Source organism: Peribacillus sp. NPDC094092 (assembly GCF_050279365.1).
Lineage (GTDB): Bacteria > Bacillota > Bacilli > Bacillales > DSM-1321 > Peribacillus.
The window spans coordinates 1,805,222-1,827,955 of the sequence record NZ_JBNNUC010000001.1 but is presented as its reverse complement, the minus strand read 5'-3'; the positions used below and the strand labels follow the sequence as shown (position 1 = coordinate 1,827,955).

The following is a 22,734-nucleotide window of genomic DNA, read 5'->3' as shown; positions in this document are numbered from 1 at the left end:
TGAGGGGAGTTTTTTCAATATGGACGAACGAAACGAATATTGGAAAACTATGTATGAGGAACTTGAATTACAAATGAAAGACATGATGTCCATGACATTGGAGCTCATAGAGGGAAATGGCGCTGAAAAACAAAAGCTAATTGAGCATATTACAAAAGAAAATATTATGCTGCGGGAAGAGTTGGAAAAAAGTAAGCTTGCCCAAATAGAAAATATTAAGCTTAACAAAGAAATGCGAAGACTTAAGTTATTAGAACACAAATTCAACGTTACATATGCAGGCAAATTCACGTTAAAATATCTTGCGCTTAAATCATCTATTAAAGAACAAATAAAAAAATAAAGATTCAGATCAGATTTCAGTCATTGGAGTGAAAACTTTGAATTCACATGAACTAATTGAAAACAAAAAAATGAAGGTGCTTCTATTTGGCTTTATTGACATGAATTCAATGGATGGATCTGCAGTATTTTTATCTTCCTTAGCATCGACCATTGCGTTAGATTCCAACATCGAAGTTGACTTACTTTTAGCTAGCCCGGTCAAACGTGATATCTTAATTCAGCCTCTTGAGAAATTTGATAATATAACCATTCTCAATCCTTTTGTTGATCCTTTTTTTGAAGCAAACGATAATGAATGGGTAAAAAAAGGTGTCATAGATTTTGATATAGCTGAAATGCTCATTTCTCATTATTGGAGTCAAAAGGGATATGATTGGCTATTTGTAAGAAGCATTGAGACTGTTGAAAAAATAGCAAAGCATAAGCATATCATAAAGAATACATTAGTTTATGCTACAGGCTTGACTCACATAGGTCAGGATGTTAATGAAGAAAAATTCGAGAGCATCAAAAATATATATGATCAGTGTGCATATTTCTTATGTCAAACAGAAGAGATGTGCGAATTTGTCATTGAGATTCTTAATTTGAATAAAGAAAATAACAAAGTTTCCCTGCTTACACCGATGATACCGAACGTTGAATCGGCAGAAGGGCAGACCCTGTTAAAAAACAAACTTGTTTATACAGGGAAATTCGATCCGGATTGGAAGACAATTCCTATCATTACTGCTTTTAAAGAATTAAAACGCGAGATTCCGAATCTATCACTTGATGTAGCGGGGGATAAATTCAAATGGGTTAAAGATGATTCTCAGTTTAAGGAAGAAGCGGCATACCTCCTTAAAAATACAGTTGGGCTTACATGGTACGGGGCATTGACAAGGGAGAATGCCCAACAATTGATCGTGAACAGTGATATTGGGATAACCTGGAGAAGTGAGGAAATGGACAGCAGTCTGGAATTGTCCACAAAGCTATTGGAGTATGGGATCCTAAGGAAGGCTGTAATAATGAATCCAACCGAAATGCATATAAAGCTTTTTGGCGAAGATTACCCGTTATATGCTGTTACTGAGAAGGATTTCCGTGACGCTGTCAAATTAGCCCTATGTAATAAGGATATATATGAGTTTGCGGCACAACGAATGTATCAAGTTAGCAGGCAATTTTTATTTTCGGAAGCAATAAAAAAATTGCAAGGACTATTATGGAGTAAGCGTATTACAGATTATGTAAATGAAAGGGCGAATATATTTTATATTGATGAAGATGACTTTGATGAACTGAATAAGCGTGCACCATCAAAAAAAGTGAAAAAATTGCCTGCAGAGTTTAATGTTGACGAAATTTTCACCTATATTGTCAAAAACATACCCGAAGAAATAAAACGAGTTGAAAAAATGTTTAAACTGTCTGGGTATGGTCAAATCATTTCAGCGGAAAAAGCTGGATGTTATACATTTCTCCACATTCATAAAAGTAATGGAAACTTTGAACAAAATTTTCAAAATAACATGCCATATTTAAAAACCATAGGATTCGAAACCAATGGCCATCCTAAATTAAAACCAAAAGATGTGGAAATTTCAATAAAAGAACGGGCAATTGTCAATAATAAAAACAATGAAACTAAAGTGAAAAATAAAGAATTGGTTAAAGAAGTAAAGCAATTAAAAAAACTGAACACAGTTCAGCTTAAACAAATTGCTAAGCTAGAAAAACAAAACCTAGCACTTGGACGTAAATATGATTCACTTTCGAAATCGAAAATGGGTAAAATGACATTCAAGTATTGGGATTTAAGAAAAAGGCTTAATTTCTAATAAGGCAATGGCAGACACTTCTTAATGATAGATTAGTCCAAGGAAAGCTCCTGATTGCTGCATGTTTACAGGGCTTTTGCCATTTTTATAGAGTGAAAGGAAGGGATCCTTACAAACTTTTTATGCATGTTGTGAATTTCCAAAGTGTATATATATAGCTGAATCAATTTACTATTCCATGAAAATTAAAACTTACTAAAGAATCTCGAATTTACAAAAAAGCTAATCTTTCAGCAATTACCCAAATAGACCGATTATCCTTTAATGGTGTTATAATATTCTGAAAAGGGAGGCGGGATGATGGAGGAGAATGTGCTAAAAGCCATTCAAGATGATTATCCAGATGAATTTGCATGGTGTTATGGATGTGGCCGCTTAAACAAAGATGGTCACCATTTTCGAACGGGTTGGCAAGGCGGGCAAACAAAGACAATTTATACACCGCGTCCAGAGCATATCGCAATTCCAGGATTTGTTTATGGAGGCTTGATTGCATCTTTAATTGATTGTCATGGAACTGGTTCAGCTGCTATTGCATTGCATCGTAAAAATGGTCATGAAGTTGGAGATGGAGTGGAGCCTCCCAGGTTCGTGACAGCTTCATTGAAAGTGGAGTTCGTAAAGCCAACCCCAAATGATGTGCCATTAATAGCCGTTGGGACGGTTCATGAGATTCATCCTAAGAAATGGAGAATCGAAACAGAGGTATTTGCCATCGATAAACTTTGTGCCCGTGGAGAGGTAATCGCTGTTGTGATGCCAAGTACTTTTACGAGCAAAGAGTGATCTTAATCAATGTAAACGCATTTAAAATTGGAATTAGATTTATATCAAAGGACCGTCCAATTATTTGGACGGTTATTTAGTGTATCTGAGTAACCTTTTCAAGCATGTTATCGCTATAAAGTGGCATGTAGCTGGGGTGATTGCTTTTGGGGGTTCATTGGACAGTGGAATATTTGTGAAAAATGCGATAGGCTGCCTATTATGTGGCTGGTTCTTCAGCACGGCAACACTCTTCTTTGAAAATGAAAAATGGAGTTTGTCAGCTCAAACCATTCTGCACTTCCTGACTGTCAGCATTCTTTACTTCCTATTATCCTTCTTTGTTGGCTGGATTCCATTCAGTTTAAAAGGATTAGCCATAGGAATTGGGGTTTTTATACCATTTTATATGATCATTTGGACAATATTCTATCTCTACTTTCGCTTCCAAATGAAAATATTGAATGATGGACTTGATGAAAGAAGGAATTGAGCGCGGATTATCAGTTAGAGTGGTGTGAAGCTGAACCGCAAGAAAATAATAAACCGTCAGGAAAGGCATTTTCAAATAACCCACAGGCTTCATGATGTTTGCATGAACTGCAGTAGGTTCAATTGAAACAAACGTTAAAGCTGCAAAACGATTAACTTACCATTTGACCATCAAGAACACCAAAAAGATAATGGGAACAAACGCCATGAAGATACCGTACCAACAACTAAAGTCTTCTATTTTCCATGAAAGCCCTTATTATCCTTTTTCTTGTGTATTCCCCCAGTTGTTTGCTCCCCTTTGGATTTAAATAAAGAGACACCGCCCCTGTTGTATCGGTGTCTCCTTATATTTTATCGTCTTTCTATCATTAACATTTCATCGTAGATTAAATGTTGTCTAAGTTCAGTCGCTGTTTGCATGGATATTTGCTCATCTTCAACCATCTGCTGGATGATATCACGTTCGATTTGCTTCGCATTCAACTGAAAATGATTCACCATCTCTTCAAAGCGATTAGCTTCTTTTTCACTTAATGTTCCGAATGGATTCAAATAACGATTATATCTTTGGATGACAAGCATGACTTCATGACGGTTTTCAGGTGTAGTTTGTTGTTTGATCAATGAAATAGCTTCCTTTGAAGCTTCCTTTTGTGCGTTACGGAACTCCCGTATCAGGTCAGCATTTTTAACGATGGAGTCCTTTAATTTCGCTTCCCATTTCTTATCCCATTTTACATTGATCTTTTTCTTGAAAAGAATGGCCTGCAAATTGATCCAAGCCCTTTTCAGCGAAGATTTTTGCATATAATTCAAGGTTCTTGAAATATATACTTTATAAAGTTCAAAGGCTGTTTCCGATATAGTCCCTTTTTCGACTAGTCCAGAAACGACCTCCAACTCCTTGTTGGCACCTAGCTCCACTAAATCGCGTATTGTCCGATTATCCGGTCTATTCGTTATTCCCCGTTCCAAATCTATCAGCTGTTCATTTAAATCCTCCATAACTTGATGGACAGCTTTCTGATTATCGATGGTTGCTTCTTTGCTCAGCTGCTCGATCGTTTTATTTAAAACAATTTTATAAGCCTCTTCAGGTGTTAGGCGTTCATCTTTGAATTCAACGGGTGTCTTTACAAGTAATGGCAAGAGAACCGTAGCCAATAGGACGCTTAACAATATGACGCAAGCTGCGATAAACAAGACTGTATTACGCATCGGGAATAAAGTGTCATCTGGCATGAAATATGGTATGGATAAAGCTGTAGCCAATGTAATGGTACCATGAATGCCGCTAACGGATGTTAAAAATGCAAATCGTGATCGTGAAACATTCTCCTCATCGGTGTCATTGCTATCTTCGGGGTGAACCCTTGACATGATGAATTGCTCTAATGGATTCACCCTGTTTTTCGTAAAAGTATCATGCAAAATGTATACCCAAATAAAACGGATCACCAATAATAAAAGAACAATCAAAACACTTATCCCAAAAAGATTACCCCTATTTAAGTCGGACTCAATCTCCTTATAAACACTCGGCAACATGAATCCCAATAAAGCAAATACAAGCCCATTCAAAACATAACCTAATACAGACCATGTATTGGTTGATACAATTTGCAATTTAGTTGTGGAACTCTGAAGGCGGTCCCGCTCGATGCCATGAATTACACCTGCAGCAACCACTGCCAAGATTCCGGATACATGGAATTCCTCAGCTACCATATATATGGCAAAAGGCGTGATCAATTCAATAACAATGGACATGGAGATTTCTTCAAGTCCATGAACCCGTAAAAATAACCGTAATTTAACGATTAAATAGCCCAATAGGATACCTATAAAGATACCGCCTAAAGCTACAAATATAAAATTTAGCGAAGCATCTTTTATAGAAAATACTCCAGTTATGGCAGCTGTAAGGGCAACTTTAAAGGCAACGATCCCGGCAGCATCATTGAAAAGTGATTCACCTTCAAGGATGGGCATCATATTTCCGGGCAATTTCAACCCTTTTGTAATGGATTGTACCGCTACGGCATCCGTAGGGGTAATCGTGGCTGCTAAAGCAAAAGCAACAGCCATCGGCATATCGGGTATTAACCAGTGGATGAAAAATCCTCCTGCGAAAACGGTCACAAATACTAACCCAAACGCCAATAACAGAATAGGTTTACGTAATTCAAGCATTTCTTTACGGGACGTATTTTTTCCTTCTGTAAAGAGCAGCGGGGCAATGACGCAGATCATGAATAATTCTGAATGAAAATCCAACGATAATTGAAATGGCAATAATGAAAGCACTGCCCCCATGGATATCTGATATATCGGTAGTGGAATACGAGTCCATTTGGCATTTAATATTGTAGCGATTATTGTGGAAACTAATAATCCGAGCAATGTGATTAAGAATGACATAGAATCTCCCTTATCTGCTAATGTTTTAGTCGGATTGCCCATGAAACTTCTATGAAAAAGATAAAAAAGCAGAGGTATTTTAAAGCGAATATCCATCCTTTAAAAAGTATCCCCTACTTTATGGCCTTGCATATCTTGGTCAATATAAATAAATAGAGAGACGATATTTTCGACGAACCTGTAGCCTCGGTTTTTGATATACCCCATAGCCAGTAAATACAAACAGGATTTCACAAATGTTTACGTTTTAATCAACTGCTTAGATGAAAACTAAGTTTATGCCGGGATCAGGATTTTCTGTATAAAATACCCTTAATGAAGAAACATAGAAAAATGGAGTAAGAGCGACAGGCAAAAAAATGGGGGTAACCAGCTTGATTCGTAATGTTGGCAAATTGTTAAGAAAAAAGAAAGAAAAAAAATCCCTGGTACAAAATGATTACCTAGATTCCATGCCTGCGGATTCACTTGATGCGAATTTCAGTCAAAATGTAGAAACACTTCGTTCTGTTTATGATGATTGCTCGGATGTCATGTTCCGCTCTTTCCTTCTTTTCGGAAAGACGCGGGCGATGCTCATTTACATTGCGGGACTTTCAGACATCGAGGCGATAGAGCAATATGTGCTATCTCCACTCATGCAAGAGTCATTAAAAGAACCACACCCATTAAATGAGTTTATTGAACATAAAATGCCCGTTCCTAAAGTGGTAAAAGTGAATTTGTTGGCGGATTGCATTGAATCTATTTCCTCTGGAAACCCGATCCTTCTATATGAGGGGGGAAGCGATGGATTTTCTTTAGGATTGTCCAAATGGGAAAAGCGTGCGATTGAAGAACCTGTTGCAGAGGGGGGAGTTAGGGGGTCACGAGAGGGATTTATTGAATCTTTAGAGGTAAATACGTCACAATTGCGACGCATTATTAAAAGTCCTGCCCTTAAAATAAAATCGATGAAGATCGGAACGCTTACCAGGACGAATGTTTCAATTGCTTATATTGATGGACTTGCGGATAAAACACTGATTGAAGAGATTACAACTCGGTTGGAACGAATTAAAATAGACGGTATTTTAGAAAGCGAGTACATCGAGGAAATGATCGAGGACAATCCATTTTCTCCTTTCCCTCAGATCATGTCAACAGAACGGCCGGATGTAGCCTGTGCCAGCTTGCTGGAGGGACGGGCTGTCATTCTTGTAGAAGGAACCCCTTTTACTTTAATCGCACCAATATCCTTCTTTTCTTTGATTCAATCACAAGAGGATTATGCCCAACGTTTCATGGCAGGCACTTTTATCCGTTGGTTACGTTATTTTTTTATGGGATTATCTCTTTTGCTTCCTTCACTTTATGTTGCTATTTTAACGTTCCATCATGAGGCGGTCCCAACTGCACTCCTGCTAAGCGTAGCAGCATCCCGGGAATCGGTCCCTTTTCCTGCAATAGTAGAGGCATTGGCTATGGAAATTACGTTTGAAGCACTAAGAGAGGCAGGGGTTCGCTTGCCGAAGCAGGTAGGCTCTGCCGTCAGCATTGTTGGAGCGCTAGTGATTGGTCAAGCTTCCGTACAAGCGGGGTTGGTTTCAGCGCCAATGGTCATTGTGGTTGCGATTACGGGAATTGCTTCTTTTATGATGCCTCGTTATATTGCTGGAATTGCTTTCCGGATGCTGCGTTTTCCGATGATGCTGCTTGCCGGTACATTAGGGCTGCTTGGCATCATGATGGGAATCATCGCCATAGTCATTCATCTATGCAGCTTACGTTCCTTTGGCGTTCCATACTTAACGCCACTGGCACCGTTAAAAGGTAAAGAGCTGAAAGATGTGCTGTGGAGAGCACCTTGGTGGAAGATGAATGCACGCCCGCGTCTCACAGGGGATTCTAATGTATACCGTCAAGCCCAGGAACAGAGACCAAATCCAAAGAGGGGGAGTGAAACGGAGTGAATAATAGCTGGAGGCGAAAAAGGATATTGGAGAAAGGAAAGAGGCATCATTTCATGAAAAGCGTCCTTCTTTTGCTCGTTATTTGTGGAACGACCCCTTTTCTAAGCGGTTGTTGGGATCGAATTGAAATCACTGATTTAGCGATTGTCACAGCTGCTGCCATCGATAAGAAGGGTAATAATCAAATCGAACTTTCCGTCCAAGTCTTTATTCCAAGTTCAATAAGCAGTGGAGGCGGTCAAGGAGGGAGCAGTCAAGGGGGGAGCGGGGTTACGACAATGGTGAGACATGAAAAAGGCTCCAATATTTCAGATGCATTGTCTAAGCTTCAAAGCAAGCTTCCGCGAAAAGTATTTTGGGGACATTGTAAAGTATTTGTATTCGGAGAAAAGTTAGCAAAAGAAGGAATTCAAGAGCAGCTGGATTTTTTGCTGCGCCATCCCCAGCCAAGAGAGAAAGCAAATGTGTATGTCAGCAAAGGGGAAGCAAAGCCGATCCTTGAATCTTTGCCACCCCTTGAAAACTATTCAGGGGAAGTGCTTAGAGAACTATCTGATTTACATATTGGGATGCTGGTCACACTACAGGATTTAGATGAAATGTTAACCGGTAGGCCTCAAGCTGCCGCACTTCCAGTCGTTAAAATATTGCCACCAGAAAAAGGGCAAACGAAATTACAGGGAATTCCTTACATTGTCGGAACAGCCGTGTTCAAAAAAGATAAAATGACTGGAACGATGACGGAAAAGGAAACGAGAGGGCTATTGTGGTTAAGGGATGAAGTGGAATCATACACCGTGACCATAAAACCCGCAGGGGTGAAAGGGGAGATATCTTTAAGTCCTGTGTCAGCCAAAGTCAAGATCATTCCGCAAATTATCAACGGTGAATGGAAAATGTTGGTGAAGATAAATACAGACGGAGCTGTTATACAAAATGGAACGAATTTAAACCTTTCAGATCCAAAATCTCTAAAAGCTGCAGAACGAGAATATCAAAAAGATATAGAAAAACGCATCGAGATGACTTTTCTGCATACTCAGGATAAGAAAGCGGACATTTTAGGGTTGGGTAAAGATTTCTATAGGAAATATCCTAAACAGTTTAATAAGGTAGGTAACCACTGGGATGAGATATTCGCGGAAATGGAAGTGGAAGTTGATGTTGCGGCTCATATTCGAAGACAGGGCTATATAAACAAACCGGCGGGTTTGTCTGAAAAAGAGGTGAAGGACAAGTGAGATGGGGGGCCTTTATTTGTACAACCGTGATCGTAGCTTTAATCATTTTGTTTGAATGGCCGAAAATGAAACAAAATCCTAAAAAAGATAAAGTGGCATTTCTTACACTGCTCCTCGCTGGCTTGGTCCTGTCCATGTTCAATCTCCCACAGATGTCAGGACCCACTCAATGGGTGGAAACTCTTTTCAGGCCATTTGGAGAGTTTATGGAAAAGTGAGTCTATTAGTGGGTGTTACGGGATTAAATCCATACTAATAAAGAAAGGAGGAAGCAGATGGAGAAAGGGAAAATTTCATCATTACAGATGGCATTCATGATGTATCCGACGATTGTGGCAACGGCTATTATCGGGGTTCCCGGCATCACAGCGAAATATGCCAAAACAGATTTATGGCTTTCCCCAATTTTTGCTGCGCTAATAGGGTATCTGACGGTGTATATCGCTTATAAACTGTACCAACTTTATCCAAAACAAACGGTCATCCAATTCACTGAAAAGATCATTGGTCGGATTCCGGGGAAAATTTTCGGTTTCTTACTCATGTTTTTTTATATCCAGAACACGGGGCTAATCGTTAGAGGCTACGCAGAATTTGTTGTCGGCTCTTTTCTGGTACGTACCCCGATTAGTGTGATCATGGCATCGATGGTGCTTCTGTGTGCGTTCATCGTACGCGGGGGAATAGAAGTGTTGGGGCGAGCTGCAGAATTGTTTGTACCTGTTTTCATTTTTCCACTCTGTATCTTAATCCTTTTGCTGATTCCTGATCTTGAATTCAAGAATATATTTCCGGTATTGGCGGATGGTATGATGCCTCCAATCAAGGGTGCGATTGTACCGGGTGGATGGTTCAGCGAGTTTTTCCTGATCATTTTTCTTCTTCCTTTTTTGGCGGATATGAAAAAAGGGATGAAATCCGGTATGATGTCTGTGTTTGCCGTGATGATGACGTTAATTGTGGTGAATCTTACGGTTCTTTTTGTACTTGGGTCAACAACATCCACAAAGCTTTATCCCTTGATGAATGTATCTCGATACATCAGTGTGGCCGACTTTTTTGAACATGTAGAATCCGCCGCCATGGCGGTATGGATAGTGGGGGCGTTTGTGAAAATTTCCGTTTTTTATTATGCATCCGCTTTAGGTACAGCGCAGTGGCTGAATCTTTCCGACTATCGTCCTGTTGTATGGCCGATAGGGATTTTGATTGTCATATTCAGTTTGTGGTCGTTGCCTAACTCTGTGGATGTCAGTCGTAATGATGTCAACGTCTTCCCTTTACAAAGTATTTTGATGCAAACGATCATTCCTCTGTTATTGTTGGTGATTGCTGTTGTAAGGAAAAGAACTCGTCCAAAGGGCAGGACCAACTGAATGGATTGAATCTCTTTGTAAATAAGTTTGAAAAGTTTAAGAAAAAGTAAATCTACCAGTGGGTTGCGTGTTTTCAAATTTCCATACTATCACAGAAAGGAGGAAGATGATGGAGAAAGGGAAAATTTCAGCTTTACAGATGGCATTCATGATGTATCCGACGATTGTGGCAACGGCCATTCTCGGGGTTCCCAGCATCACAGCCAAATATGCCAAAACAGATTTATGGCTTTCCCCCATTTTGGCGTCACTCATCGGGTATGCGACGGTGTATATCGCTTATAAACTGCACAAACTTTATCCGCAACAAACCGTTATCCAATTCAGCGAACAGATTATCGGTCGGATTCCGGGGAAAATTCTCGGTTTTTTATTCTTGTTCTTTTATATCCCGATCACAGGGCAAATCCTAAGAAGTTACGGAGATTTTATTGTCGATTCTTTTCTGGTCAAAACCCCGATTAGCGTGATCATGGCATCGATGGTTCTCCTCTGTGCCTTTATCGTACGCGGAGGGATAGAGGTGTTGGGGAGAGCTGCCCAATTATTGGTTCCTTTTTTTATCTTTCCAATCTTCCTTTTAATCGTCTTGCTGGGCCCTGATCTTGAATTTAAGAATATATTCCCGATATTGGGGAACGGAATTATGCCTCCAATCAAGGGTTCAATTGTACCGGGTGGATGGTTCAGCGAGTTTTTTCTGATGATTTTTCTCCTCCCTTTTTTAACCGATATGAAAAAAGGGATGAAATACGGGATGATGTCTGTTTTTACCGTGATGATGACGTTAGTTGTGGTGAATCTTTTGGTTCTTTTTGTACTCGGGTCAACAACATCAACGAAGAATTATCCTGTTATGAATGTATCTCGGTACATCAGTTTGGCCGACTTTTTTGAACATTTGGAGTCCGCCATCATGGCGGTATGGATAGTAGGGGCGTTTGTCAAAATTTCCGTGTTTTATTATGCGGCTGCATTAGGTACCGCGCAGTGGCTGAATCTCTCCGACTATCGTCCTGTTGTTTGGCCGATAGGTATATTGATTGTAGAATTCAGCTTTTGGTCGTATCCTAACGCTATGGATGTCAGTCGATATGATATCATCGCCTTCCCTTTTCATGGAGTTTTGATGCAAACGATCATTCCTCTGATATTGTTGGTGATTGCTGTTGTAAGGAAAAGAAATCGTAAAGGAACCGAAACCAACTGAAGGGATTGCATCTCTTTTTTTAGACGTGAAGAGTTTATGAAAAAGTAAATCTATCAGTGGGCTGCGTGATTTTAAATTTACATACGATCACAGAAAGGAGGAAGATGATGGAGAAAGGTAAAATTTCAGCTTTACAGATGGCATTCATGATGTATCCGACGATTGTGGCAACAGCTATTCTCGGGGTTCCCAGCATCACAGCGAAATATGCCAAAACTGATTTATGGCTATCCCCAATTTTTGCTGCGATCATAGGGTTTCTGACGGTGTATATCACTTATAAACTGCACCAACTTTATCCAAAACAAACGGTCATCCAATTCAGTGAAAAGATCATTGGTCGGATTCCGGGGGGGATTTTCGGTTTTTTACTCTTGTTTTTTTATATCCAGAACACGGGGCTAATCCTAAGAGCCTACGCAGAATTTGTTGTCGGCTCTTTTCTGGTCCGTACCCCGATTAGTGTGATCATGGCATCGATGACACTCCTCTGTGCATTTATCGTACGCGGAGGGATTGAGATGTTGGGAAGAGCTGCCGAATTGTTTGTACCTGTTTTCATTTTCCCGATCTTTATCTTAATCCTTTTACTGATCCCTGATCTTGAATTTAAGAATATATTCCCGATATTGGGGAATGGAATCATGCCTCCAATCAAGGGTTCGATTGTACCGGCTGGATGGTTCAGCGAGTTTTTCCTGATCATTTTTCTCCTCCCTTTTTTAACCGATATGAAAAAAGGGATGAAATCCGGGATGATGACTGTGTTTGCCGTAATGATGACGTTAATTGTGGTGAATCTTATAGTTCTTTTTGTACTCGGGTCAACAACATCCACAAAGCTTTACCCCTTGATGAGTGTATCTCGAAACATCAGTTTGGCCGACTTTTTTGAACATGTGGAGTCCGCCGTCATGGCGGTATGGATAGTGGGGGCGTTTGTGAAAATTTCCGTTTTTTATTATGCATCTGCTTTAGGTACAGCGCAGTGGCTGAATCTCTCCGACTATCGTCCTGTTGTATGGCCGATAGGTATTTTGATTGTGATATTCAGTTTGTGGTCAATGCCTAGCTCTATGGAAGTCAATCGTAATAGTATCAACGTCTTCCCCATACAAGGAATTTTGATGCAAACGATCATTCCTTTGTTATTGTTGGTGATTGCCATGATTAGTAAAAGAAATAGTCAGAGAAGTGGAAGCAAATCAAGCTAATCTTTTCTTCCACTTGGTTTAAGGAACTTGAAAGAGTATATGCATAAAACCAGGTAGAAGGAGTTCTATTTTAATTGTAAAACAAAGTGGATTGGAACGAAGTGTACGAGACTTCTGAGGGAAAGCGTGACCAAGGGAGGACCGCCCGTGGAAAGCAAGTGCCCCTACGTTCCAAAACGTCAAATTTTAAAAGCCAAATAGTAGACAAACTCAATTATTATGGAGTTTGTCCAAAGTCTGCAGCCATTCCATTTTCGAATGGTTTTTTTGTTATGAGAAAAAGTAAATAACTGGATTTCATCAGATATAATTTGCAGAAAGTTTAAAATAATTCACGACTTTTTTCAAACCGTTTGGAAGTTTGTCCCGTTATCTATAGTACAAAGGCTTTTTAGAAGGGAGAGAAGAAAGACTTGAAAAAGGTCATTTTTGTCGGATTGATATCATTGATGGCAGTCTTGTTAGGGTTTTCACCGGAAATGGGTTCGAAACGGGGACAAGCTGTCAACGATGTCGTAAAAGTATACGGTCCAGGCGGCCCTCTTGGACCCATCAAGGAAGTGGCGGAACGATTCACCAAAGAAACGGGGATAAAAGTTGAAGTTACAGCGGGACCAGAAGAAAAATGGATTGATCAAGCCAAACAGGATGCGGATATCATTTATGGAGGGTCCGAGTATATGCTGACTGAATTCATGCATGATCATCCGGAGGTCCTTGATGAAAAAAAACGTACAGAATTGTATGCACGGTCAGCAGGAATTCTGGTTAGAAAAGGAAACCCAAAAAATATCCAGTCATTGGAGGATTTAACGAAGAAGGGCGTAAAGATTGTAGATGTTAATGGGGCCGGGCAATTGGGGCTATGGGAAGATTTGGCCGGAAGAAAAGGATTGATCCCTGGAATTAGCAGGAACATTGCCATTTCAGTGAAGTCCAGTGCAGAAGCTATCGATCTATGGAAGGCAAATTCTGAATTGGATGCCTGGATTACATATGCATCCTGGCATTACCGTCTGGCGGATGTGACGGACCTGGTTCAACTTCCTGAAGAAGACAAGCTCTATAGAGGGACCCCGGTAAGCATAACAAGCATGAGTGAAAACAAGAAACAAGCAAAACAGTTCATTGATTATCTTAAAACGGAAAAATCCCATCAAGTATTTCAAAAATGGGGCTGGAAGTAAAATTTATGAGGAGTGAGAGTATATGAAAAAGTGGATGGTATTTTCAGTATTTATGATGGTCCTGATTTTGGCGGCATGTGGAAATGAAGCTGATGATTCACCTCGAAATGATCAAGTGGTTAGTGGTACTGCCGATGAAAAAGCAGTGTCCCTAAAATTATTGGAAAGTGAAAAGACAGGCGAATACCTGGCTGATTCCAAGGGAAAGGCACTTTACTTTTTCAAGAATGATAAATCAGGAAAAAGCAATTGCATGGGTGATTGTCTCGATAAATGGCCTCCGTTCATGGAAAGGGATTTTACCGTCCCTAAAGGATTTGAGGAAAAAGATTTTGGAACCATTAAAAGGGAAGATACAGGGGAAGAGCAGGTAACCTACAAAGGATTTCCACTTTATTATTTTGTGAATGATAAGGCAGCCGGAGATGTCAATGGCGAAGGTGTTAAAAATGTTTGGTATATTGTAAATAACAAGACAGTTTTTCCAAAATAAGAATAAAGGGACGACCGCTTATGGTCGTTCCCGTTATACGTTTTTTCCAAATTTACTTGTGAGGAGTTGCAGGTGCGATTGAAAGAAAAACTTGATAAGGAATTGATGGCATTAGTAATCAAAAAGCATCGTCCTGCTCTGGAAGAACTTTATGACCGGCATATTAAATTAATTTATGGTTATATTTTTAAGTTCACAAATGGAAATGCTGAAAAAACTAGGGAAATTGTGCAGTTGGTCTTTTTAAAGCTCTGGACCACAAAAAGCAGTTACAATTCCGAAAAGGGGCACTTTGTTAGCTGGCTTTTGACCGTTACACGAAATGTGTGTGTGGATTATGTCCGTAAAGACAGCGTTCATATCCGGAATAACAAACACATGGACATGAGTCATCCAATGGACATAGAAGATCCTATTAATGATATAGAAAATGGGCTTTTACACAGTGAAATTGCCAATGCAAAAAGTAAGTTAAGCAAGCCGCAAAAAAGGCTGATTGATTTACTGTATTGGAAAGGGTACTCGTTAACGGAAATTGCCAAAATTGAAAATGAACCGATTGGTACCATCAAGAGCAGACTTCACCAGTCGCTTAAATTGTTGAAAAAGTATTTGGAAGTAGGTGGTTTGTAAATGAATACAGAGTGCGCTAACCTGCTTTCATTTTTATCGGGTGAACTGGGAGAAAAAGAAAAAAAAGCATTCACGGAACACTTAATGCAATGCTCTGAATGCACTAGGGAGTATGAACAAATGACAGAAGCCTGGAATTCATTGAAATGGGATTTCGAAGAAATAGAACCTTCTTCTTCCCTGAAATCAGAGGTTATGAATTTTGTCTTTGAGACTGATGATGAAGTTCAGGTGAAAAGGGAAAAGAATTGGAGTAGTTTTTTCTTTAAGCAGTTTACACCAGTCACTTCAGGTCTCTTGCTGGGCGCACTGGTTTTGGCGTTTGTGTTGTTATATTCCAATATTCAACTGAAAAAAGAACTTGCAGCTAACAATCTGCCAATGGAGGTTAAAACGTCGCTATCTTTGCAGCCTGCCGATAAGACTGCGGTAAATATGAATACGGACGGTGCTGCATACATTTTACAGCAAGGTGAAGAAAGAAAGCTAATCGTTCATCTTCAGAATTTGCCTAGCCTTCAAGAGTCCGAGGTGTATCAGGTGTGGTTGCTGAAAGATGGAAAACGGACAAATGCAGGTACTTTCAAGCCTGATGAAGCCGGTACAGGATCCTTGACATACAAACTGTCCAGTAATGATAAATTCAATCAAATTGGCATCACAAGAGAACCAGATTCAAATAGTACAAAGCCGAGAGGTGAAAAAATAGTAGGATCTTAAAAATAAGAGACTTCCCGCAAAGGGGAAGTCTCTTATTTTCTGTTCGGACCTGAAATGAATAGCCAAGTGATTTAAACAAGAAGAAGTTGCGATTTACAACGGAAGCCCACATCAATTGGAATAGTGTTTACCATCACACTAGCAACGAATAACAAGCATGTTGACTTCATGGTACCTATTTATTCATTAAGTCCCCACAGTATTCCCGGATCAATGCTGAGGCTTTCGTTTGGCTGATGGAAAGGTCCTTCGCGACTTTCCTTGATGATTTATATGTTTGGTAAGATTTCCTGATCAATATCCGTTTCGTTTCATCGATCGCTTTATCGAGAGAAGTGGGGAGATCAATCTGTGTGACCTGTTCAACGTTCTCTGTTATCATCTCAGGCAAGTCGGACATCAGGATAACGGAGTCACTTATTAAGACCAACCTTTCAATCAAGTTTTCGAGCTGGCGTACATTGCCAGGCCATGAATAATGGATTAATAGGTTCAAGCACTCTTCCGAAATGACTTTATTTTCATGATATCTTTCATTGAACTTATTTAAAAAATTGTACGTAAGGGGAATGATATCTTCTTTACGTTCTCGCAATGGAGGCAATTGAATATCGATCACATTCAAACGGTAAAATAAATCTTCCCGGAATCTTTTATCATTGACCATTTCTATTAAGTTCTGGTTTGTTGCAGCGACGATGCGGATGTCGACTTTTTTCAATTCACTGCCGCCGACGGGAATGAATTGTTTGTCCTGGATTACTTGGAGAAGCTTAGCCTGCAGAGAGAGGGGGATTTCCCCAATTTCATCAAGAAAAACAGTGCCGCCGTCTGCGGATTCAATCAATCCTCGTTTTCCAGTTTTATTTGCACCTGTAAAGGCACCTTTTGAATAGCCGAATAGTTCGGATTCGAGCAGTTCTTCCGGAATGGCTGCACAGTTGATTGTCAGGAAAGGTTTGCTTTTCCGCTTACTGATCCGGTGGATGAAATGGGCAAGCACACCTTTTCCCGTCCCAGATTCCCCCTGGATCAAAATCGTGGAATCAGTCGGTGCCACCTTTTCACAAAAAGTGAGGATGCGGTTGATTTTACCGCTATTAGTTATGAATCTCCCCGTTTCATCATCGTCATGAGTGATTTTTGACTCACCACTTGCTTCATTTGCTTTTAGCATTTTATAGGTTTGGGTTTCTGTGGATGTAGTGACGACCAGTTCAATTTCCCCTGCATCATTTAAAATTGGAATCGCAGATGTCATCAATTCAGTCCCAATATACGTTTGCAGTTTCATGTAGCAAGGCTTCTTCCTTTTAAATACTTCAGGCACGATGGAGGGCTTCCAGTACCCTTTTTCAAATAAGTCCACATTATATTTGCCGATGACATCAGTAGGTTTCAGTCCATAATGACGCTCACATGCCTTGTTGACGTAAAGAATTCGCTTTTCGCCGTCAAGGACGAAAATCTCATCTGAGGAATGATCAAGAATTTTTAATAGAGTTTGGAGCGTCATCTCCACACTTTCAGTAGAATCCGTGCTTTTCATAAGTTAATCCTCTCTTTTCAAAAGGGAATGAGTGATTTCCGAATAACGTTTTATCAATTTTGAGTTAATTATAACTCGGTGTGACAGCGTTTTCAAAGTGAATTCTAAATATTTTGTTTATTATGGGTGCTTCTCGAGGCTGGCACGGATATTGCATTATATTAAATTATCAATTCGTGAAATTGACGAAGCGCTAGGTTTACATGTCATTAATTATTGCATGAATCGACATCTGAACATAGCGGAAAGACATCTAGGGAGGAATGAATTTGGAAGAAAAGTATGAAGTCACTGACATCACTATTATCGGGGGAGGACCGGTTGGTTTGTTCACCGCTTTTTATGCGGGGATGCGCCAAGCTTCAGTGAAAATCATTGAAAGTCTCCCTCAATTGGGGGGACAGCTATCTGCTTTGTACCCTGAAAAATACATTTATGATATTGCAGGTTTCCCGAAAATCCAGGCCCAAGAGCTCATCGATCGTTTACTGGAACAAATGGGTCAATTCAAAACGGATATTTGTCTTAATCAATCTGTAGAGACCATTGTTCGTACTTCGGATGGGATGTTTGCCATTACGACTTCCGAAGAAACACATTACACGAAAGCGATAATCATAACTGCTGGAAACGGGGCATTCCAGCCTCGGAAACTAAAAATCGAAGGCGAGGCAAGATTTGAAAGTGCCAACCTACATTATTTCGTCCAGAATATGAGTCAATTCGCTGATAAGAAAGTGGTTGTGTTCGGCGGCGGTGATTCGGCGGTCGATTGGTCGCTAATGCTTGAACCGATAGCCAAAAAAGTGACACTCATCCACCGCAGGGATAAATTTCGTGCCCATGAACACAGTGTAGAGCGTTTGAAACAATCAAAGGTGGAGGTCTTGACTCCTTATCTCCCAGTCGAACTGATCGGGGATGAAAAGATAGAAAAAGTGATTGTGACGGATGCGAAGAGTGGAAAACTGTTTGAATTGGGCGTCGATGACGTTCTTGTCAATTACGGATTTGTATCATCAATAGGGCCAATAAAGGATTGGGGTCTTGAAATCGAAAACAATTCCATCGTCGTCAATTCCAAAATGGAGACGAATATCAAAGGCATATTTGCAGCAGGAGATATTTGCACGTACGAAGGTAAGGTGAAGCTGATTGCCAGCGGGTTCGGTGAAGCTCCAACAGCAGTGAGTAATGCAAAAGTTCATATCGACCCAAGTGCGAAAGTTCAGCCGCTGCACAGCACGAGCACAATGGGAGGAAAAGAGAAAAGCACAGCGTCCGTTTAATTATGTGAAGGGGGAGGGAAACCGCATGGCTACTTACACAATGGTTGACCAGGAGACATGTATCGCTTGCGGGGCATGCGGAGCGACTGCACCGGAGATTTTCGATTATAACGATGAAGGAATCGCCTTTTCAATCCTGGATGCCAACACAGGAACAACTGAAGTTTCCGAAGACCTGGAGGAAGACTTGGAAGATGCATTTGATGGTTGTCCGACAGATTCTATTAAGTTGGCGAAGGAACCTTTCGCCAATATACCAGTGTCAGCCGGTTGAAGCGGAAGGTCTGGTCAATTAAAACATATCAAATTTTAATAGCTAGCATGGCAGGGATGCTAGTAATCATTTTTTAGGGGGAAATGAAGATGGCTTATAACAAGGTGGAAAATGTAACAAATCGTACATTTGAAAGAACATTGACATATGACAAATACACGGATCCGAAAGTTCTCGAAAAGGAAATCGATCTAGTATTCTCTAAATCTTGGCAGCTTGTCGGTCATGTCAGCCAATTGGAAAAAGTGGGATCATTCTTTACGACAGAAGTAGCCAACGAGCCAATCATAGTGAACCGCGGCCAGGATGAGGTGATTCGCGCTTTTTATAACGTTTGTCCGCATCGTGCCACTAAGCTTGAAAAAAGTGAATCAGGCAAGAAGAAAATTTTACAATGCAGTTACCATGGATGGACATTCAAATTGGATGGGAAATTGAACAAAGCGCCGAATTTTAAAGGAGAAGATGAAGCTTGTGTACAAGATGCCTGTTTACGCTCCGTTCGCATGGAAATCTTGGAATCTTTAATTTTTGTAAACTTGGATGATCATGCAAAACCGCTTAGCGAATCCTACGGCGATTTCTTTGACCGTTTAAGTAAATATCCGTTTTTAAGTGAGTTAAAAAGAACCAGTCAAAAAACGAGGGTGATTAAGGCAAACTGGAAAGCGTTCATAGATAACTATTTAGAATGTGACCATTGCCATGTAGCACATCCAAGCTTTGTGGCGGCGCTCGATATGGATGATTACCAAATCATTACCTGCGATAACTATTCACTGCAAGGTTCAATCGTTAAACCGGACAAAAATTACGGAACGGTCGATTTAAATCAGGCGGAAATGCAGGGGGGATCCTTTTTCTGGCTTTGGCCTAACTTGATGTTGACCATTTATCCAGGTCCCGGAAATATGGCAACCATTCAAATGGTTCCGATTGATCACGAAACGACTTTGGCTGTTTACACATATTATTTCCGCGATGAGAATTTGACTCAGGAAGAGAAAGATCTAGTTACGTTTGCCGAACAAGTCCGACAAGAAGATGTGGAACTTGTGGAGCTGGAACAAATCGGTTTCCGCTCCCGTGCCTTTAACAAAGGTAGATATTCTTCTTCGGAAAAAGCAATTGTTCAATTTCATGAAATGGTATTGGAGGCCCTAAATGAGTAAATTAGCGAATCAATTTAAATCGATGAAACAATATCTGATGATCAATGGCGAAAAAGTCGAAACGGAAAACTATGCCCCGCTATATTCTCCTTTTTCCGGAGAAGAAATCGCCCAAATTGCCATGGCGGATAAAGAGCTGACAGAAAAGGCGATTGCAGCCGCCTACGATGCGCGTGAAGTCATGGCAAAAATGCCCGCTTATCAAAGGGCGGATATATTGGAGAAGGCAGTCGCGTTATTAATGGAAAATGCAGATGAAGCTGCAGAAATCATTTCCCGTGAATCAGCCAAACCGATCATGTTCGCAAAAGCGGAAGTTGGAAGGACCATCGAAACGTATAAGTTCTCGGCTGAAGAGGCTAAAAGGATTCACGGTGAAACAATTCCTTTTGATGCAGCGATAGGCGGTGTTGGCCGAATTGGTTATACGCTAAGAGAGCCGATCGGGGTCATTGGTGCTATCACCCCATTTAACTTCCCGATGAATTTAGTGGCGCATAAAGTCGGACCGGCAATAGCTGCGGGGAACACCATTGTTTTGAAGCCAGCTTCGCAAACTCCGCTGTCCGCACTTTTCATCGCAGAAATTTTTGAAAAGGCGGGACTCCCTTCTGGCGTATTAAATGTAGTGACAGGCCCGGGCAGCACGGTCGGAGAAGCGATTGTAGAAGACGATCGGGTGAGCATGATTACATTCACAGGCAGCCCAAGCGTTGGAATCGGAATCCGCAACAAAGCAGGTCTGAAAAAGACCACGCTTGAACTTGGCTCGAACTCGGCTTTAATTATTGATAAAGATATAGATATCGATAAAATTATCGATCGTTGCATCATGGGTGCTTTCTCCAATCAGGGGCAGGTATGTATTTCTTTGCAACGTGTATATGCACATGAAGAGGTGTATGAAAAGTTTGTCGAAAAATTCACTGCTGCGGCCAAAAACCTTAGAATTGGCGATCCATTGGATCCGGATACGTATATTTCCGCTTTAATCTCCAAAGGGGAAGCGGCCCGTGTATTGGGCTGGATTGAGGAAACTAAAGGCAGTAGGGCAACGATTGCAGCTGGAGGGAAATTGCAGGGTGACATTCTTGAACCGACAATCATTACAGAAGCGGATCATACGCTAAAAGTTTCATGCCAGGAAGCATTTGCTCCGGTTGTCATTGTAAATAAAGTGGGTTCAGTGAAAGAAGCGATTGACCTAGTGAATGATTCCCGTTTTGGCTTGCAGGCAGGGATATACACAAACAATGTGAAAAACGCATTGTACGCATCACGGGAATTGCATGTAGGCGGTGTGATCATCAATGATGTGCCGACCTATCGTGTCGACCAAATGCCATACGGCGGAGTCAAAGAAAGCGGGACTGGTCGTGAAGGCATTAAATACGCTGTGGAAGAAATGACCGAAATGAAGCTGGTCGTTTGGAACCAAGACTGAAAAACGAGGAGATCATTTATGAACCAATTCAAAATTGCGGTCATCGCAGGAGATGGCATTGGCCCTGAAGTGATTAATGAAGGCATAAAGGTATTAAAAAAGGTGGCTGAACTGGATTCAGGTTTTCAATTGGATTTCACATACTTCCCATGGGGCTGCGAATTCTATGCCGAAAATGGTAGAATGATGGATGATGATGGAATCGAAAAGCTGAAAGCGTTTGACGCGATTTATTTGGGAGCAGTCGGGTTTCCGGGTGTTCCGGACCATATTTCACTATGGGAGCTATTATTGAAAATCCGTAAAAGTTTTGATCAGTATGTCAATATCCGGCCCGTGACATTATTAAAAGGGGCTCATTTGCCTCTCGTTGATGTGAAACGCGAAGATATTGATATGCTGTTCATTCGCGAAAACAGTGAAGGTGAATATTCAGGCGCAGGAGATTGGCTGTTTAAAGGGCAGGAACATGAAGTTGTTCTGCAAAACGGGGTGTTTTCCCGTAAAGGGACGGAAAGGATCATCCGTTATGCTTTTGAAACCGCGAAAAAAGAAGGCAGATCGCTCACGAGCATTTCTAAAGCCAACGCCCTGAATTATTCAATGGTTTTCTGGGATCAAGTATTCGAAGAAGTCAGCAAGGAATATCCCGAAGTCGAAACGGCTTCATACCTTGTCGACGCAGCGGCAATGCTGATGATCAAAGACCCGAAGCGCTTTGAGGTCGTTGTCACTTCGAACCTGTTCGGTGATATTTTAACAGACTTAGGAGCTGCGCTTGCTGGAGGAATCGGCCTTGCTGCCGGTGCCAACATTAATCCTGAAAGGGAATTCCCATCGATGTTCGAACCAATTCATGGCTCAGCTCCTGACATTGCAGGCAGAGGTATCGGAAATCCACTTGCCTCCATTTGGTCAGCAAGCCAAATGCTCGACTTTTTTGGCTATGAATCACATGGTAAGGTTGTTCTTGATGCGATTGAGCAACTGTTGTTGGAAGCCCGGGTGCTCACACCCGATATGAATGGCACGGCATCCACTTCCGAGGTGGGGGACCGGGTAACGGATATCATCGAGTCAATCATTTTATCCAAGGTCTGATGTGAATTGATAAAGGATCATTCAATA

General features: G+C 40.8%; 21 protein-coding genes. 19 read left to right on the top strand and 2 right to left on the bottom strand.

Annotated features, from left to right (window positions below):
• The first annotated feature begins 19 nt into the window (after nt 1–19).
• From ACQKNS_RS08690 to ACQKNS_RS08675, 4 genes are all read left to right on the top strand, one after another.
• The gene (locus tag ACQKNS_RS08690; protein WP_427642056.1) at nt 20–343 is read left to right on the top strand and encodes a hypothetical protein; all 324 of its coding nucleotides are present in this window, start codon (nt 20–22) and stop codon (nt 341–343) included.
• A 37-nt stretch (nt 344–380) separates the two neighbouring features.
• Entirely contained in the window at nt 381–2,171 is a 1,791-nt protein-coding gene (locus ACQKNS_RS08685) for a hypothetical protein (protein WP_427642055.1), read from the top strand.
• A 300-nt stretch (nt 2,172–2,471) separates the two neighbouring features.
• Nucleotides 2,472–2,957, top strand: coding sequence for a PaaI family thioesterase (locus ACQKNS_RS08680; RefSeq protein ID WP_427642054.1), 486 nt, complete (start codon nt 2,472–2,474; stop codon nt 2,955–2,957).
• Nucleotides 2,958–3,036: 79 nt separating this feature from the next.
• Entirely contained in the window at nt 3,037–3,429 is a 393-nt protein-coding gene (locus tag ACQKNS_RS08675; RefSeq protein WP_427642053.1) for a DUF3021 domain-containing protein, read from the top strand.
• A gap of 353 nt (nt 3,430–3,782) precedes the next feature.
• Here the strand turns inward: ACQKNS_RS08675 and ACQKNS_RS08670 are convergent, their stop codons facing one another.
• Nucleotides 3,783–5,852: a Na+/H+ antiporter gene (locus tag ACQKNS_RS08670; protein ID WP_427642052.1), complete on the bottom strand. Its 2,070-nt coding sequence runs from the start codon at nt 5,850–5,852 to the stop codon at nt 3,783–3,785.
• Between the two features lie 359 nt (nt 5,853–6,211).
• On the opposite strand from ACQKNS_RS08670, the gene ACQKNS_RS08665 reads away from it, so the two are divergent.
• The 10 genes from ACQKNS_RS08665 (at nt 6,212) to ACQKNS_RS08620 (ending at nt 15,878) form a co-directional block, all read left to right on the top strand.
• The gene (locus tag ACQKNS_RS08665) at nt 6,212–7,804 is read left to right on the top strand and encodes a spore germination protein (RefSeq protein WP_427642051.1); all 1,593 of its coding nucleotides are present in this window, start codon (nt 6,212–6,214) and stop codon (nt 7,802–7,804) included.
• Nucleotides 7,801–9,045: a Ger(x)C family spore germination protein gene (locus ACQKNS_RS08660; RefSeq protein WP_427642050.1), complete on the top strand. Its 1,245-nt coding sequence runs from the start codon at nt 7,801–7,803 to the stop codon at nt 9,043–9,045. The genes ACQKNS_RS08665 and ACQKNS_RS08660 overlap by 4 nt, the downstream gene beginning before the upstream one ends.
• Nucleotides 9,042–9,263, top strand: a complete 222-nt coding sequence (locus tag ACQKNS_RS08655; RefSeq protein WP_427642049.1) for a hypothetical protein — start codon at nt 9,042–9,044, stop codon at nt 9,261–9,263. Before ACQKNS_RS08660 ends, ACQKNS_RS08655 begins: the two co-directional genes overlap by 4 nt.
• Before the next feature lie 57 nt (nt 9,264–9,320).
• Nucleotides 9,321–10,421, top strand: a complete 1,101-nt coding sequence (locus tag ACQKNS_RS08650; RefSeq protein WP_427642048.1) for a GerAB/ArcD/ProY family transporter — start codon at nt 9,321–9,323, stop codon at nt 10,419–10,421.
• Between the two features lie 109 nt (nt 10,422–10,530).
• Entirely contained in the window at nt 10,531–11,631 is a 1,101-nt protein-coding gene (locus ACQKNS_RS08645; protein ID WP_427642047.1) for a GerAB/ArcD/ProY family transporter, read from the top strand.
• Nucleotides 11,632–11,738: 107 nt separating this feature from the next.
• Nucleotides 11,739–12,845, top strand: coding sequence for a GerAB/ArcD/ProY family transporter (locus ACQKNS_RS08640; RefSeq protein ID WP_427642046.1), 1,107 nt, complete (start codon nt 11,739–11,741; stop codon nt 12,843–12,845).
• Nucleotides 12,846–13,258: 413 nt separating this feature from the next.
• Complete coding sequence (locus tag ACQKNS_RS08635) at nt 13,259–14,032, top strand: extracellular solute-binding protein (protein ID WP_427642045.1); 774 nt, start codon at nt 13,259–13,261, stop codon at nt 14,030–14,032.
• A 22-nt stretch (nt 14,033–14,054) separates the two neighbouring features.
• The gene (locus ACQKNS_RS08630) at nt 14,055–14,525 is read left to right on the top strand and encodes a COG4315 family predicted lipoprotein (protein WP_427642044.1); all 471 of its coding nucleotides are present in this window, start codon (nt 14,055–14,057) and stop codon (nt 14,523–14,525) included.
• A 78-nt stretch (nt 14,526–14,603) separates the two neighbouring features.
• Nucleotides 14,604–15,158 (top strand): RNA polymerase sigma factor, encoded by a 555-nt coding sequence (locus ACQKNS_RS08625; protein ID WP_427642043.1) that lies wholly within the window; start codon nt 14,604–14,606, stop codon nt 15,156–15,158.
• Complete coding sequence (locus ACQKNS_RS08620; protein ID WP_427642042.1) at nt 15,159–15,878, top strand: anti-sigma factor domain-containing protein; 720 nt, start codon at nt 15,159–15,161, stop codon at nt 15,876–15,878. It abuts the gene before it with no gap.
• 175 nt (nt 15,879–16,053) lie between these two features.
• Here ACQKNS_RS08620 and ACQKNS_RS08615 read toward each other — a convergent pair whose 3' ends face one another.
• The gene (locus ACQKNS_RS08615) at nt 16,054–17,427 is read right to left on the bottom strand and encodes a sigma-54 interaction domain-containing protein (RefSeq protein ID WP_427642041.1); all 1,374 of its coding nucleotides are present in this window, start codon (nt 17,425–17,427) and stop codon (nt 16,054–16,056) included.
• A gap of 269 nt (nt 17,428–17,696) precedes the next feature.
• Between ACQKNS_RS08615 and ACQKNS_RS08610 the strand changes: the two genes are divergently transcribed.
• From ACQKNS_RS08610 to ACQKNS_RS08590, 5 genes are all read left to right on the top strand, one after another.
• The gene (locus ACQKNS_RS08610; protein WP_427642040.1) at nt 17,697–18,716 is read left to right on the top strand and encodes an NAD(P)/FAD-dependent oxidoreductase; all 1,020 of its coding nucleotides are present in this window, start codon (nt 17,697–17,699) and stop codon (nt 18,714–18,716) included.
• Between the two features lie 25 nt (nt 18,717–18,741).
• On the top strand, nt 18,742–18,990 hold the full coding sequence (locus tag ACQKNS_RS08605) for a ferredoxin (protein WP_427642039.1): 249 nt from the start codon (nt 18,742–18,744) through the stop codon (nt 18,988–18,990).
• 89 nt (nt 18,991–19,079) lie between these two features.
• Nucleotides 19,080–20,162 carry an aromatic ring-hydroxylating oxygenase subunit alpha gene (locus ACQKNS_RS08600; RefSeq protein ID WP_063596645.1) on the top strand — a complete coding sequence of 361 codons (1,083 nt, stop codon included), beginning with the start codon at nt 19,080–19,082 and terminating at the stop codon, nt 20,160–20,162.
• Entirely contained in the window at nt 20,155–21,606 is a 1,452-nt protein-coding gene (locus ACQKNS_RS08595) for an aldehyde dehydrogenase family protein (RefSeq protein ID WP_427642038.1), read from the top strand. Before ACQKNS_RS08600 ends, ACQKNS_RS08595 begins: the two co-directional genes overlap by 8 nt.
• Nucleotides 21,607–21,624: 18 nt before the next feature.
• Nucleotides 21,625–22,707, top strand: a complete 1,083-nt coding sequence (locus ACQKNS_RS08590) for a tartrate dehydrogenase (RefSeq protein WP_427642037.1) — start codon at nt 21,625–21,627, stop codon at nt 22,705–22,707.
• Nucleotides 22,708–22,734: the final 27 nt, after the last annotated feature.

Coding starts and splice junctions, on each gene's coding strand:
- ACQKNS_RS08690 (WP_427642056.1), top strand. CDS start 20: ATGGACGAACGAAACGAATATTGGAAAACTATGTATGAGGAACTTGAA.
- ACQKNS_RS08680 (WP_427642054.1), top strand. CDS start 2,472: ATGGAGGAGAATGTGCTAAAAGCCATTCAAGATGATTATCCAGATGAA.
- ACQKNS_RS08670 (WP_427642052.1), bottom strand. CDS start 5,852: ATGTCATTCTTAATCACATTGCTCGGATTATTAGTTTCCACAATAATC.
- ACQKNS_RS08665 (WP_427642051.1), top strand. CDS start 6,212: ATGGGGGTAACCAGCTTGATTCGTAATGTTGGCAAATTGTTAAGAAAA.
- ACQKNS_RS08650 (WP_427642048.1), top strand. CDS start 9,321: ATGGAGAAAGGGAAAATTTCATCATTACAGATGGCATTCATGATGTAT.
- ACQKNS_RS08645 (WP_427642047.1), top strand. CDS start 10,531: ATGGAGAAAGGGAAAATTTCAGCTTTACAGATGGCATTCATGATGTAT.
- ACQKNS_RS08640 (WP_427642046.1), top strand. CDS start 11,739: ATGGAGAAAGGTAAAATTTCAGCTTTACAGATGGCATTCATGATGTAT.
- ACQKNS_RS08630 (WP_427642044.1), top strand. CDS start 14,055: ATGAAAAAGTGGATGGTATTTTCAGTATTTATGATGGTCCTGATTTTG.
- ACQKNS_RS08620 (WP_427642042.1), top strand. CDS start 15,159: ATGAATACAGAGTGCGCTAACCTGCTTTCATTTTTATCGGGTGAACTG.
- ACQKNS_RS08615 (WP_427642041.1), bottom strand. CDS start 17,427: ATGAAAAGCACGGATTCTACTGAAAGTGTGGAGATGACGCTCCAAACT.
- ACQKNS_RS08605 (WP_427642039.1), top strand. CDS start 18,742: ATGGCTACTTACACAATGGTTGACCAGGAGACATGTATCGCTTGCGGG.
- ACQKNS_RS08600 (WP_063596645.1), top strand. CDS start 19,080: ATGGCTTATAACAAGGTGGAAAATGTAACAAATCGTACATTTGAAAGA.
- ACQKNS_RS08595 (WP_427642038.1), top strand. CDS start 20,155: ATGAGTAAATTAGCGAATCAATTTAAATCGATGAAACAATATCTGATG.
- ACQKNS_RS08590 (WP_427642037.1), top strand. CDS start 21,625: ATGAACCAATTCAAAATTGCGGTCATCGCAGGAGATGGCATTGGCCCT.